A 12,634-nucleotide genomic window follows, 5' to 3' on the forward strand; every position below is an offset into this window, starting at 1 on the left:
CTCCTGTCAAAACAAGCCGAAGCGGACCCGTGATCCGCATGTCGGCGGGTTTCAATCTAGCCGCGCCAGAACGTGACCCAGATTTGAAAAGTACTGCCGCCACCCACTCGTCGCGCCCCGATACGCCTGCTCCTGATCCGGCCGGAAGCCGGACTGTTCCATACGCAACCGGGTGCCCGTGCTGGTCGGCATGAGGGTCCAGGTGACGACACTCTCGAGGCCATAGGCCTGCCACGTGTAGGACAGTGTCTTGTTCAGCTCGACGGCTGTTACCTGGCAGTCGACAACAATGCTCACGTCGGGTTGCGGTTCCTTTCGCAGATTGAAACGGTGGTCCACGACTGGCTTGAAGTCGTTCTTCATCAGCCATTCCTCGATCAGATGCGGTTGGGTCAGCGCGCGCCAGATTTTCTCCGGCGGATAGGGGATCTCACGTTCGACGACGACGGAGCGCGTTTCGGTCGCGATGTTGGTCATTGATCCATTCTTTTGAGCAAATTTTCGAGGTCGTCGAACCGGCTCTGCCAGAATGCATTCATCTGGTTCGTCCAGTCGGTCAGCGGGGAAAGTGCTGCGAGCTGGGCGCTATAATGGGTCTGCCGTCCTTGATGGCGGTCGCGCACCAGCCCGGCCTGCCTGAGTACGCCGAGATGCTTCGACACCGCAGGTTGGGAGACCCCCGACTGAGCCGTCAGGGCGCCGACCGTCTGCTCGCCTTGCCGGCACAGGCGCTCGAAGATCGCACGACGCGTCGGATCGGAGAGTGTTCTGAAGAGGACATCGTGAGCGTTGTTCATTTTGGATCGATAACCCGGTGGCTATTGATTGACGTATAACCGCCGAGATATAGATGTGTCAAGCGGGGTGCCGGCGGTCACGATCCGGCGGTTTCCAAAAAAATCTTTCCATTGCCCCAAGGATTAGCCATTAGCCTTCGTCCAACAGGCAAATGATGGCGATGATGCTGGATGAAAGCGAAGCCTCCGACGCCGAACTGATCGGGCGGGCGAAGGGCGGAGACAGGGGAGCCTTCAGCACATTGCTGGAAAGGCACTATGACTTCGTCTATCGCGCTGCCTATCGCTGGTGCGGCAGGAAGGCCGATGCCGAGGACATAGCCCAGGAAGTCTGCGTCAGGCTGGGCAAGGCGATCCGCGGCTATCGCGGCGGCGGGGCCTTCACCACATGGCTCTATTCCGTGACCCTGAACGCCGCGCGCGACATGATGCGCAAATCCGCCCGCGAGACAGTCAAGACAGAGGCCTATGGCGTCCATGCACTGATCTCAGGCGAGGCGTCGGTCGAACCGGAAGATCCGGCCGAAGCGCTGTGGACGGCGGTGCGGCAACTGCCGGACAAGCAGCGCGACGCCGTGCTTTTGGTCTATGGCGAAGGATTGAGCCACGCGGCCGCCGCCGAGGCGATGGCGATCTCGGAGACGACGGTTTCCTGGCACATCCATGAAGCGAAGAAACGGCTGAAGACGCTGATGCGCGCGGCCGGGGAAGTGTGACCATGGTCGACGACAACGAACTCAACAGACTGCGCGATATCGCAGCACCGGCGCCCGCCAAGGATGCCAAGGCACGTGCCTTCGAGGCCGCCCTTCGCGCCTATGATCAGGAAAATATTTCTGCTGTCACCCAAGGATCGATTGGCGGGCTTCGTCTCACAGAGCGAGCACAAAAGCTCTGGAGCGAGATCATGCAAAAGAAACTCATTGCCACGCCGGCCCTTGCCGGGCTCGTCGCCCTGCCGATCGCCGGATACGCCACCTTCCATCTGCTGAGGGAACAGCCGCCCAAATTCGGCGGCGACGAGAAAATCACCGAGACGCTGGCCGATAAGCCGGCGACGGTGAAGCCGACGACCGCCGACCCGAAGCCGGCTCGCGGCGAGTTGGAGAAGGACAAGAAGGCAGACGCGGATGTGGAAAGCCGCGGCGCCACCGATGCGCTTGTGGCGCCGGCCTCGCCGCAGAAATCCGAATCGACCGTTGCTTCCGGCGCGGCACAACAAAATGCGCTGGAGCGCGGTGTGCTGGCCGAGCCTGCGCCGCCGGCACCGACAGGTGAATTCGCGCTGGATGGCGCTGCAAGTGTACCCAGCACCTCGCGAGCCCGCATGCCGGCCGAATCCAAGCTGATGGCGCCGCAGCAGCCGTCGATCTTGCCGGCCGACCAGATGCAGCCGCAACCGGAAAACCGCGACCGCATCGAGGATTTCAAGACCAATCCGGTGCATGCGGCACTCGAGGATCCGGTCTCGACCTTCTCGATCGACGTCGACACGGCCTCCTATTCCTTCGTGCGCGGCTCGCTGAAGCAGGGCACCCTGCCGCAGGCCGATACTGTTCGCGTCGAGGAGATGATCAACTACTTCCCCTATGACTGGAAGGGTCCGGAGTCGGCCTCGACACCATTCAACTCGACCGTCAGCGTCATGCCGACGCCGTGGAACACGCAGACCAAGCTGATGCATGTCGCCATCAAGGGTTTTGACGTCAAGCCGACCGAGCAGCCGAAGGCCAATCTGGTCTTCCTGATCGATGTCTCGGGCTCGATGGACGAGCCGGACAAGCTGCCGCTGCTCAAATCGGCATTTCGCCTGCTGGTCAGCAAGCTGAAGGCCGACGACACTATCTCGATCGTGACCTATGCCGGTGACGCCGGCACAGTGCTGGAGCCGACCAAGGCGTCCGAAAAGGACAAGATCCTCAGCGCCATCGACAATCTGACGCCCGGTGGCAGCACGGCCGGCGAGGCGGGCATCAAGGAAGCCTACAGGCTGGCGCAAAAATCCTTCGTCAAGGACGGCGTCAACCGCGTGATGCTTGCTACCGACGGCGACTTCAATGTCGGCCAGACCGATGACGACGACCTCAAGCGGCTGATCGAAAGCGAGCGCAAGACCGGCGTTTTCCTGTCGGTGTTCGGCTTCGGCCGCGGCAATCTGAACGACCAGATGATGCAAACCATTGCCCAGAACGGCAACGGCACCGCCGCCTATATCGATACGCTGGCCGAGGCTGAAAAGGTGCTGGTCGAGGATGCCTCGTCGACGCTGTTCACCATCGCAAAGGACGTGAAGATCCAGGTCGAGTTCAACCCGAACAAGGTCTCGGAATATCGCCTGATCGGCTACGAGACCCGCGCCTTGAACCGCGAGGATTTCAACAATGACCGCGTCGATGCCGGCGATATCGGTTCGGGCCACTCGGTCACCGCGATCTACGAGATCACGCCCAAGGGCAGTGGTGGCGAGCAGATCGACCAACTGCGTTATGGCCAGGCGTCGGTGGACAATGGCGGCGTCGCCAATGCGGACGAATATGCCTTCGTCAAGATCCGCTATAAGCTGCCGAATGAAGACGTCTCGAAACTGATCACCACGCCGGTGACCTCGGCCAACGAGATTTCGTCCTTCGACCAGGCCAGCACCGATCAGCGCTTCTCCGTCGCGGTTGCCGCCTTCGGCCAGAAGCTGCGCGACGAGGATGCGACCGCGAAGTTCGGCTACGACAAGATCATGGAGATCGCCACTGCCGCTCGAGGAGCCGACCCGTTTGGGTACAGGGCCGAGTTCCTCTCGCTTGTGCGCCTTACCTCTGCGCTGGGCGGTAACCGGTAAGTGATGATGACGGCCGGTTTCTTTCAGATGGGATCGTTCTGATACGGGGGAACCGACCGCGGGCGGGTGAGGCAGGCCGGCGAGGGAAACCTTGCCGGCCTTTTTTCGCGGATTTTATGGGTCGTTAAATTGCGCGGCATTTCCGGTACCGGATGGCAACCCCCTCCTTGTTACGCAGGACAGGTGTACTGGGCTTGAGGGAGCCGAAATTGCAGATCAGGACTATCGCCAACTCGATACCCCCAGCGCCAGACGCCTCGGCGGTTTCATCGGCCCCATCATCGGAATCCAGGCGTATCAGTGACGATGTCGCACAGGCGCGCCACACCGCCCTGTCGGCGCTGACCAACGACCGCTTCCGCATCATGCTGGAACAGATCACCGACCCCAGCGCTTCAGGCGCGCTGATGACGATGCGCGGCGACAATGTGGTCGACTTCAAGTCGGCGCAGTCGAGCTACGCCGACAACAGCGAATAACCGAAATCGATGAGGTCAGGCCCGGCTGCGGCGGCGCTCGCGCCGGGCTTCGCTGGTCTCGGCGGTGTTTTCCGTCGCGACCTTGTTGCGCATCGGACCGATGCGCTCGACGATCGCGGCAACCGTCGGACGATCCGCCTTGGTGTGCGCATCGAGCGCCTTGCGCATGGCGGCAAGGTGCTGGAACGAGGTGCCGCAGCAGCCGCCGATAATCTTGGCGCCGCCATCGACGGCGAGGCGTACATAATCGGCCATCAGTTCTGGCGTGCCGGAATAATGGATTTCGGTGCCGCGGAATTCGGGAATGCCGCAATTGCCCTTGACGATCACCGTCGCCTCCGGCTTCGCCTCGGTCATGTCGAGCAGCGAGGCCAGGATGTCGGACGCGCCAACGCCGCAATTGGCGCCAACGCCGAGCGGCGCCTGCGACAGCCCGTCGGTGACGCCGTGGATATCCCTGGGCAGCAGGCCCATCATGGTGCGGCCGGCAGTGTCGAAGGAACCGGTATAGGTGTAGGGCAGGCCGACGCGGATAGCAGCCTCGGCGGCGGCCCGGATCTCGTCTGGAGCCGACATCGTCTCGATCCAGGCGACTTCGGCGCCGCCTTCCTTGAGGCCTTCGATCTGCTCGGCGAAGGCGTCGACCGCCTCGTCATAGGTCATGGCGCCCAGCGGCACCAGCAATTCGCCGGTCGGGCCGACCGAGCCGGCGACGATGACCTTGCGGCCGGCCCTGCCGGCGACCGCACGCGCAAGCTCAGCGGCGCGTTTGTTCAACGCGTGCACGCGATCCTGCGCATGGTGCAGCTTCAAGCGGTGACGGGTGCCGCCGAACGAGTTGGTGAGGATGATGTCGGCGCCGGCATCGACGAAATTCTGATGCAGGCTGGTGATGGTGTCGGGCGCCGTCTCGTTGAGCAGCTCTGGCGCCTCGCCCGCCTCCAGCCCCATGGCGAACAGGTTTGTGCCGGTGGCGCCATCGGCTAGCAGCACGCCCTTTTCAGCCAGCAGCGTATCGATCGGGTTGGTGGTCGTCATCGGATTGGCTTTCATGTTTCGAATTCGAATAAGGATATAAAGAAGTCTTTATGTGTAGTCAATGATTTTGCCGCGACCGCTCGGCCAGATGGAGCCCTTTCCTCACGATCCGGGGGTGATCTCGACGTGGATCTCGGTGCAGATGCCGCCATTGGTCGGGTGATGGTCGACCGAGCAGGCGGTGACCACCAGCAGGAGGTCCTGTTCGGCGCGCAACGTCACATAGCCGCCCGGCGGGTTGATCGACGCGGAAACCACCAGCCGACCGTCGGGTTCCGGCAAGGAGTTCTGAAAGAGATCGACCGGATCGGGGGCGAAAGGCAGCGATATGCCCTCTGTGGCCAGCGCCTGCATCAGATTGTCCCGGCAGTTCGGATGATTGGGAAATCCGGCGCGCTCATAAAGCGCGCTGTCGCAAGCGGGGTAAAGCATGTCGTGCGGACCCGGCGAGCCATCTTCGACCAGCGTCAGCATCGGCTTGGCGGCGGCACTGAAGAAACTGTCGCCGATTGCGGGAAAAAGCCGCTCGGTGATGTCACGGGTCTGCGAGGTGCTCAGCCAGTCAAGCGCCGGGTCGGTGCTGAAAGCCCAGAGATCGGAAACCTGCTGTCCTTTGGGATCGATGATGCGGATGAGGTCGCCTCGTGAGACGCGGATGGCGCGGCCCGACTGGGGTGGAACGACGATGCGGCGCGGATCGGGCATGAGCTGTCCTTCAAAAATGGAAATGGCGTGGCCGGGACGAGGCTCCACCAGAGGACCATGATTGCCAGAGATCAGACAGTGCCTGTTGGGAACGACATGCCGGCCAGCCTGTGCGCGAAGCCGGACGCCTCGTGCGCGTTGATGTCGGCGGCGCGGATCAAATTGTCAAAATGCTGGATCAGCGTCTGGATCGGCTGGGTGGCGTTGAGCACCAGATACATGTCGCCGACATAAATGGCGGCGCGATAGGGACCGAAGATGGTGTAGGGGATGGAATAGCGAATCCGCCCGTCATAGAGAAACAGCCGGAAGGTGGGGTAGAGGTCGTCGAGCAGCGTCGCCATGTGCAGCAATTGGGCGCGGCGGTCGGCTTCCGGGAAACGATCCCAGACACCCAGGCCGCGGGCGAAAATCTCCAGCGTATGGCGAGGCATGCAGACTTCCATGTCGGTTTCCGGCCGCCTGTTGTAGTCGATGCGGTATTGCGTTTCGCCGGCCTGGGCGAGGCGGCTCTTGTTGGTGATGCCGGCTTCGTAGTCGACCAATGCTTCGGTGCGCAGAAGGTCGGGAATGCCGGCCGGTACGTAGCGGATCTTGGTGCCGGCCGCCTCGGCATGCCATTTGGCCAGCAGCGTGCGGTCGAAGCCGTCCGGTGCCTCCTCGATCTCCAGGCTCTCGCGGATTTCGCCGGTGAGGCCCTCGTCCTGGCTGAGGCCGAGAAGCCAATCGAGCGACACCTTGAACTCGGCGGCGATGTTGAGCAGCGTTTCCGCTCGGGGCAGACGCGTCGAGGCGCCCGACAGCAGCTGCGACAGCGCCGAACGGTCGATGCCGACCGCAGTCGCGAAGGCCGACTGGTTCAGGTCGGAGCGTGTCAAGAGTGTTTTCAGGCGCTCGCGGAAGATCGTCGACAGGTCGCGCTTGTCCATGTCCGTGCTCCACCTCGATTGAGGAAAAATTTGCGCCGAATCGCTTCCGAGCGCACCTCAGGCGTAAATGAATCCATAAGCCTGTTTACAATGTTTAACAAGTGCGGTCAAAAATGCGCAATCGCAACAGTTTGTGTACTTTGTCTCGTTGAGTGGAATCACTTCTCCTGACACAATGTTGTCAGGAGCCAATTGGGGCTCCGGCGACTGAGGGGCAGTGGTCGATAGCATGACGAGCAAGAGCATCAGGCGACACAGCGCACCGGCCATAGAGTGGCCGACCGTGGTACTCGCCTTCTTCTGCTACGCAACTTGGCTCGCCACCGGTTTCCTGCTCTGGCCATCCTACCCCGTCCTGGCGCTCGCCATCCTGGCTTTGACCGCCGCATTGCAATCGTCGATCATGCACGAAGTGCTGCACGGGCATCCGACACGCAACGCGCGGGTCAATGAAGCCTTCGTGTTCCTGCCGATCGGTCTGGTCTGGCCATTCCGCCGCTTCAAGACCATTCATCTGCGCCACCACGCCGACGAGCGGCTGACGGACCCGCTGGACGATCCGGAAAGCTATTATCAGGCGCTCTGGCAGCACGACGAACTGCCGCCGACGATGAAATTCCTGCTCAAGATCAACAACACCATGGCCGGCCGCTTCGTGCTTGGCCCGTGGCTGTCCTGCGTCGGCTTCTTCATCGACGATGCCAAGCAGGTGATCGCCGGTGACAAGGCGATCCGCAAGGCCTGGCTGCTGCATGCGATCGGCCTTGCCGTCGTGATGCCGATCGTGCAGTTCGGCTTCGGCATCCCGCTGTGGCTTTACATTCTGGTGCCGGTCTGGCTCGGCCAGTCGCTGATCTCGATCCGTACTTTCGCCGAGCATCAATGGTCGGAACATCCGGAAGGCCGCACGGTCATCGTCGAGCGCTCGCCGCTGTCGTTCCTGTTCCTCAACAACAATCTGCACTTCGTCCATCACAAGACCCCGACCGTGGCCTGGTACAAGCTGCCCAAGCTGTTTCGCGACCGCCGTGAGGAATGGCTGCGGATGAACAATGGCTATGCCTATCCCAACTATTTCGCGCTGATCAAAGCCTATGCGTTCAAGGCGAAGGAGCCGATCGTGCACCCGGTGCTGCGGCGTCAAGCCGAGCCGGGCAGGGCCTTCAAGCCGCGCATCAGGGCGCGCAGCATCAGCGGACTCGGCAGTGCGCCGGTTCCCGCGGAGCCGCCGAAGGAATAATTCCGGTCTACCCGGAATCCGTGTCGGCCAATTCTGATTGGGCGCCGCGTTTTTGCGATCATTTTTCCAGACATGATGATTTGATATCGGCATGAGTGAATTGGTTGCGGCGTTGCCGATGTATGATGGGACGTCAGGCCAGCAATTGCGCGATTTCTTCTGGTAAGTTGTACTTTTGTCGTACCGATCTGAGAAAGCCCGCCGAAGCGGGCTTCTGTTTTTCGGCTTGGGCTTAGTTGGCCACCAGCACTTCGCCCAAAATCGTGAGATACGGCACATCGCAGTCATCCTGACGGAGGACGCCATATAGCTCCCCCAACCGGCCAGCCTTGTGGCGCGTCATCACCAGCGCCGGCATCGACTGGTCTCTGTGCGTGACCATTTGGCCGACGTTGAATTTCCAGCTCTCATTAACTGCGTGGGTGTCCATTGGTTCGCTCCTCGTTGCGCTTGAGTCCAATGTCGGACATAATGTTCAACGTACACTTCGATGTCAACAAGGAATACAACGTTGGACATAAAGTCGATTTCGCCGGGGCAATGTAGGGCGGCCCGGGCCCTGCTGGACATGGATCAGAACACGTTGGCTGCAGCGGCCGACGTTTCGCGCGGTGTCATCATTGATTTCGAAAAGCAGAGGCGGGTGCCGGGGAGAAACAACCTAGCCGCTATCCGCGCAGCTCTTGAGGCTGCAGGCGTCGAATTTATCGATCATTCTGGCGTGAGGATAGCCAGCAACTAAAAAGGCCGACGCTCACCGACGCGCCGGCCCACACTCGCCTATAGACGTGATCAAGCGCCTACAATCGATGTGCCAAACTGTTCCGGAATGGATAAAATTGCAAAGCGGCGGTTCGTCTATGCGGCGAGCTCAAGACGCCCGGTCGCAGCCACGAATTGCGGTGCAACCCTTCGGAGAGCCGACCCGACAATTATTCTACGCTGACCAAGGCACGAGCCACTGACCAGTTCGACTTCATACACGTCCGGACCTGAGCCTCCGCTTCGCCTCGCGGTATGCGCACGGAACGTTACGATCCCCGGAAACTGTCCGCTGGCGTGTTCAACAAGGTCACCTAGATTAAATAGAAAGTTGTCGTTTGCAGATCGAGCACTTCTCCTGCCGAATGAGATTCGCATTGTATTTCATCTTCTATTCGAGTGTGGTTGAAGAAAACCGCCATCGGCTTTCGGCCGTCTCAATGATCCTGGCTGGTTATTATCGCAACATCGATTTATTAATTTCCACAGCCTAAACTGTTAAAGGCGTTTTCGCCTAAACTGCCATTGCCGATTATGCGAAAGCGCTTATTGGATCGCGGGCTGTTCTTCACTGGACTGGCCGTTTAGTCTACGGCGTTTATCTTGGAAATGGGAGTGAAAAATCGGCGCTTTGATTGTTATCGTCGGCGTGTTGGAGATCTTGGCCGGAATGTCTTTCTTCGGCGCCGCCAAATCAGCAATTCACGAGAATTGGCTACCGCAGCAGGTGTCACTGCAAATACGGTGACGCGTATCGAGAATGGCGCCGATGCCAAGCAATCCACTATCGAGGCGCTGAAGAGAGCATTGGAGGCTGCAGGCGTCATCTTTCTGGCCGATGGCGAGACGGTCGACGGCGGCCCGGGAGTGAGATTGCGAACGTGCGGCTAAAACAGTGGCAGCTAAAGCGGAGCTTGCTTAATCGGCCCTATTGCGCAAATATTCCTCTTGGGGGAGTAAAAAGGGGATGTTCAAACTATTTTCGGCAATCTTTTCGGTAGTGTTTGTGGCCACCGCGAATGCCCAGTCATTCGAGAATATTGAAAATTGCCGGCAGTTGCTGGGCAATGCGGACAGACTAGCCTGTTACGATGCACTCAAGCCAGATGAACCGCTCCCGTTGAAAACAGAGCCGGCAGCTAGCGTGCCTGACCCACTGGTTAAACTGGCGCTGGCGCGCTTCAATGTCCAAGAAGAGAACGTCAGGCAGCGCATCTATAGCTCGAGGATCGAGCTACATCTTTCCTTTTCAAATGCATCTGCAAAACGCGTCTCAGCATTGGCCCTCTTGATCACCATCAGGGATGCATTTGGCGACGAGATTTTGGTCAACGACAGCAAGTTGGACATAAACATACAGCCTGGCGGATCGACCGCGAGCAATACGTTTTTCTTTTGGGAAGATAACCAGTTCATTCACGACGATGCGTACAGCAAGTTGATTGGCCCCGTTACCGCGGGGACGGCGAAGACAGAAGTCACCGTTAAGCGAATAGTGTATCAGGACGGCACCTTAGATACTTATTAACAACTGTGCACTGCACGGGGCAAGGGGGGCTTCCCCCTGCAACTCGGATGGGCGCGTTGCTTTCAGAAACTGGTGGCCGCCCATTGGGAGCCAGCTAAATAGCGCGTGACGGCTGCCATGCTACCCAGCCGTAGGGGGCCGTACCGGCCCCGTAGTGTTCCACTGGATGAACTCTACTTCCTTCCCGGTGACTTCCCGCACGGCTTTCAACAGCACCTCATGCAAGACGCGCGTCTGCCTGTAGTGGTCGCAATGTGGCGATATGAACGGCTTCACGATGCTCTTGTGCAGCGCTTCCGCCGCCACCAGAAAGCACTCGATTTCAGCTTGCGATAGCTGCTTTGAGGGTTTTGACCTAGCCATTGCGACACCTTTTGAGAGTCGCCCCACCCGAGGACATTATTCCTACTTCAAAGTTCACATGTAAAGGCTCAAACGATTCCGGGCTTGTCTCTGGTCTTGTTTGGGGCGCCCCTTGGCGTATGCCGATTGATCGCCACGGGGGCTGAAACTTTTTGCATCGACCTGAGGAACATGCATCCGCAATCGAACGTTCAGGATGTGCTTGGTAAGGATCACTCCTTGAAACGCCCCAGGCAGAGCCCGCCACTGTTTTCCCTCAAGTTCGGTGGCGGGCCTTTTCGTGAGCCGCCGGCAAGCGTCAAATCTTTTTCGTGGGGCGGAACAGCCGTCAGCTATCGAAGTTGGAAATGTACTTGGTCAGCATGTCTCTCTCCTGGGACGACCAAGCGCTGGTGCAAGGCCCGTCGCTGTTCCCGTGTCCCTTTCAGCGGCGGGCTTCCTTCGTCAGGCGCTCGACGGTCTCAATTATGGCCTTGGCCAGAGCTTCGCCTTCATGGATTGGCTCAGGACCATAAAGGCCAAGGACGGCTTCCTCAGATGGCAGCACGCCGGCAGGGCATACCTGCTCGATAGCCATTCGGACGAGCTTCAACGCGGCACGTTCGCCAGCTGGGTTGATTGCCACAGGGGGGCGTGAGTTGCGGGTTCATGTGCCGAGTGCGATCATTCGGGCGAGCCAGGATCATAGTGCACAATGGCATCGAGGATCGTCTCGTAGACGCTTCCTGTGTTTTCCTCAATCTCGGTGCTGCTGATGCCTATCGCTTCCGCGTCCGCGAATAGCTTTTGGGTCAGTTCAGCAACCGATATGATGTCGGAGCTGGTCGTCTCTGGGACGTTCTGACTTATCCATTTGTGCAGGAAGTTCGTGCCGCGTGTGCTCATATCGCCATAAGCTACCGGAGGGCGTTAGGTTCCCGGCAGTTTAGCTTTGTCTTACGTATGCGGTTACTCCTCGCGGAAATCCTGCAATGAGGCATGCCGCAAATCTTCCTCGCCGCGCAGGTGCTTCACACGGCCGACCAGGCCCGGCTTGACCCATTGCGTCGCCGGCCGCTTCATGCCCTTTGGCGCCGGCCCGGCGTGCTCCTGGACACGCTTCCATAGCCGTTCCCGGATCGGCCGACTGGAGTTGATGAAGGCCGAGCCGACATACTGGCCGGTCTTCCGATCGGCCATCAGGGCGAAGGCAGGCTTGCCGGGCTCCCGCTCGACGCCGAGCAAGGCGTATTCCTCCACCATGTAGCTCTTGATCTTCAGCCAGTTGGTGGATCGGCCGCTGCGATATTTGCTGTCGCGGCGCTTCGACACCATGCCCTCAAGGCCAGCTTCGTCTATCAGGTGATAGATCGCCTTGGCGTCGCCGGGCAGCGCCTGGCTGAATTGGATTCGAATGTTGGCCGGGATCATGCTTTCAAGGATCTCGCGCCGCTCCTCCAGCGCCATGTCGCGCAGGTCATGGCCTTTAAGATGCAAAAGATCGAAGGCGACGAAGTAGAGGTCGTGCTGGCGCCGGGTGATCGCTCTCCGCAGTTCGGAGAAGTCGGAAAGGCCGGCTTCGTTTAGGACGATGATCTCACCATCAATGATGGCACTCTCGGCCCCGAGCTCTGCGCTTGCCGCCACCAAGTCACGATATTTCGCTGTCCAGTCCAACCCGCGACGCGTGAAAATGCGCGTGCCTTCGCTGTCAATGATCATCTGGGAACGGTAGCCGTCGAACTTCACCTCGTGAGTCCAGGCTCCCCCCTCTGGAGGCTTCTCCACAAGGGTCGGCATCAACGGCTCGATGAACTTCAAACGCATGCACTGACCCACCGTCCGACGATTCAAGCGCCGAGCCTGAAATCGGTTCCCGGAACAATTTAGCTAAAATGAATGTTTCAATGGTTATGAAGATCGAAGCGGACGAATGCCGGGCTGCACTGACGTTGATCCGGCGCACAATAGAGGAGCATTG

17 protein-coding genes are annotated in these 12,634 nt (G+C 59.7%); 7 read left to right on the top strand and 10 right to left on the bottom strand.

All coding sequences use genetic code 11. The annotated features are described in order from the left end of the window. Window positions 1-51 precede the first annotated feature (51 nt). Window positions 52-477: an SRPBCC domain-containing protein gene (locus EJ079_RS22275; protein ID WP_127810180.1), complete on the bottom strand. Its 426-nt coding sequence runs from the start codon at window positions 475-477 to the stop codon at window positions 52-54. Further along, window positions 474-797 (bottom strand): metalloregulator ArsR/SmtB family transcription factor, encoded by a 324-nt coding sequence (locus EJ079_RS22280; RefSeq protein ID WP_023812297.1) that lies wholly within the window; start codon window positions 795-797, stop codon window positions 474-476. Before EJ079_RS22280 ends, EJ079_RS22275 begins: the two co-directional genes overlap by 4 nt. Window positions 798-952: 155 nt before the next feature. Between EJ079_RS22280 and EJ079_RS22285 the strand changes: the two genes are divergently transcribed. The 3 genes from EJ079_RS22285 to EJ079_RS33395 all read left to right on the top strand — a co-directional run bounded on the left by EJ079_RS22285 (window position 953) and on the right by EJ079_RS33395 (window position 4,109). Continuing rightward, complete coding sequence (locus EJ079_RS22285) at window positions 953-1,513, top strand: RNA polymerase sigma factor (protein ID WP_127810181.1); 561 nt, start codon at window positions 953-955, stop codon at window positions 1,511-1,513. Window positions 1,514-1,515: 2 nt separating this feature from the next. After that, complete coding sequence (locus tag EJ079_RS22290; protein WP_127810182.1) at window positions 1,516-3,630, top strand: VWA domain-containing protein; 2,115 nt, start codon at window positions 1,516-1,518, stop codon at window positions 3,628-3,630. A gap of 209 nt (window positions 3,631-3,839) precedes the next feature. Next, window positions 3,840-4,109: a hypothetical protein gene (locus EJ079_RS33395; protein ID WP_023812294.1), complete on the top strand. Its 270-nt coding sequence runs from the start codon at window positions 3,840-3,842 to the stop codon at window positions 4,107-4,109. Window positions 4,110-4,124: 15 nt separating this feature from the next. On the opposite strand, the gene bmt is transcribed toward EJ079_RS33395, so the two are convergent. From bmt to EJ079_RS22310, 3 genes are all read right to left on the bottom strand, one after another. Further along, complete coding sequence (bmt, locus tag EJ079_RS22300; RefSeq protein WP_164873980.1) at window positions 4,125-5,147, bottom strand: betaine--homocysteine S-methyltransferase; 1,023 nt, start codon at window positions 5,145-5,147, stop codon at window positions 4,125-4,127. A gap of 102 nt (window positions 5,148-5,249) precedes the next feature. Then, window positions 5,250-5,852, bottom strand: coding sequence for an urea carboxylase-associated family protein (locus EJ079_RS22305; RefSeq protein WP_127810184.1), 603 nt, complete (start codon window positions 5,850-5,852; stop codon window positions 5,250-5,252). A gap of 71 nt (window positions 5,853-5,923) precedes the next feature. Next, window positions 5,924-6,781: a helix-turn-helix transcriptional regulator gene (locus tag EJ079_RS22310; RefSeq protein WP_127267834.1), complete on the bottom strand. Its 858-nt coding sequence runs from the start codon at window positions 6,779-6,781 to the stop codon at window positions 5,924-5,926. A gap of 229 nt (window positions 6,782-7,010) precedes the next feature. Between EJ079_RS22310 and EJ079_RS22315 the strand changes: the two genes are divergently transcribed. Beyond that, entirely contained in the window at window positions 7,011-8,021 is a 1,011-nt protein-coding gene (locus EJ079_RS22315) for a fatty acid desaturase (RefSeq protein WP_164762703.1), read from the top strand. A 232-nt stretch (window positions 8,022-8,253) separates the two neighbouring features. Here the strand turns inward: EJ079_RS22315 and EJ079_RS22320 are convergent, their stop codons facing one another. Further along, window positions 8,254-8,451 (bottom strand): hypothetical protein, encoded by a 198-nt coding sequence (locus tag EJ079_RS22320; RefSeq protein WP_127810185.1) that lies wholly within the window; start codon window positions 8,449-8,451, stop codon window positions 8,254-8,256. A gap of 81 nt (window positions 8,452-8,532) precedes the next feature. Here EJ079_RS22320 and EJ079_RS22325 point away from each other — a divergent pair, with 81 nt between their 5' ends. From EJ079_RS22325 to EJ079_RS22335, 3 genes are all read left to right on the top strand, one after another. Continuing rightward, the gene (locus EJ079_RS22325; RefSeq protein ID WP_348629719.1) at window positions 8,533-8,763 is read left to right on the top strand and encodes a helix-turn-helix transcriptional regulator; all 231 of its coding nucleotides are present in this window, start codon (window positions 8,533-8,535) and stop codon (window positions 8,761-8,763) included. Between the two features lie 635 nt (window positions 8,764-9,398). Beyond that, complete coding sequence (locus EJ079_RS22330) at window positions 9,399-9,674, top strand: helix-turn-helix transcriptional regulator (protein ID WP_348629720.1); 276 nt, start codon at window positions 9,399-9,401, stop codon at window positions 9,672-9,674. Between the two features lie 76 nt (window positions 9,675-9,750). Beyond that, complete coding sequence (locus EJ079_RS22335; protein ID WP_127810187.1) at window positions 9,751-10,311, top strand: hypothetical protein; 561 nt, start codon at window positions 9,751-9,753, stop codon at window positions 10,309-10,311. A gap of 120 nt (window positions 10,312-10,431) precedes the next feature. On the opposite strand, the gene EJ079_RS33975 is transcribed toward EJ079_RS22335, so the two are convergent. The 4 genes from EJ079_RS33975 to EJ079_RS22355 all read right to left on the bottom strand — a co-directional run bounded on the left by EJ079_RS33975 (window position 10,432) and on the right by EJ079_RS22355 (window position 12,480). After that, complete coding sequence (locus EJ079_RS33975; RefSeq protein ID WP_127810188.1) at window positions 10,432-10,674, bottom strand: hypothetical protein; 243 nt, start codon at window positions 10,672-10,674, stop codon at window positions 10,432-10,434. A 424-nt stretch (window positions 10,675-11,098) separates the two neighbouring features. Then, window positions 11,099-11,251, bottom strand: coding sequence for a hypothetical protein (locus EJ079_RS22345; protein WP_245481719.1), 153 nt, complete (start codon window positions 11,249-11,251; stop codon window positions 11,099-11,101). An 86-nt stretch (window positions 11,252-11,337) separates the two neighbouring features. Then, entirely contained in the window at window positions 11,338-11,559 is a 222-nt protein-coding gene (locus EJ079_RS22350) for a DUF768 domain-containing protein (RefSeq protein WP_127810190.1), read from the bottom strand. A gap of 63 nt (window positions 11,560-11,622) precedes the next feature. After that, window positions 11,623-12,480, bottom strand: coding sequence for an ATP-dependent DNA ligase (locus EJ079_RS22355; protein ID WP_127810191.1), 858 nt, complete (start codon window positions 12,478-12,480; stop codon window positions 11,623-11,625). Window positions 12,481-12,634 lie beyond the last annotated feature (154 nt).

It is taken from the genome of Mesorhizobium sp. M7A.F.Ce.TU.012.03.2.1, assembly GCF_004006095.1.
In the GTDB taxonomy this organism is placed as follows: Bacteria; Pseudomonadota; Alphaproteobacteria; order Rhizobiales; family Rhizobiaceae; genus Mesorhizobium.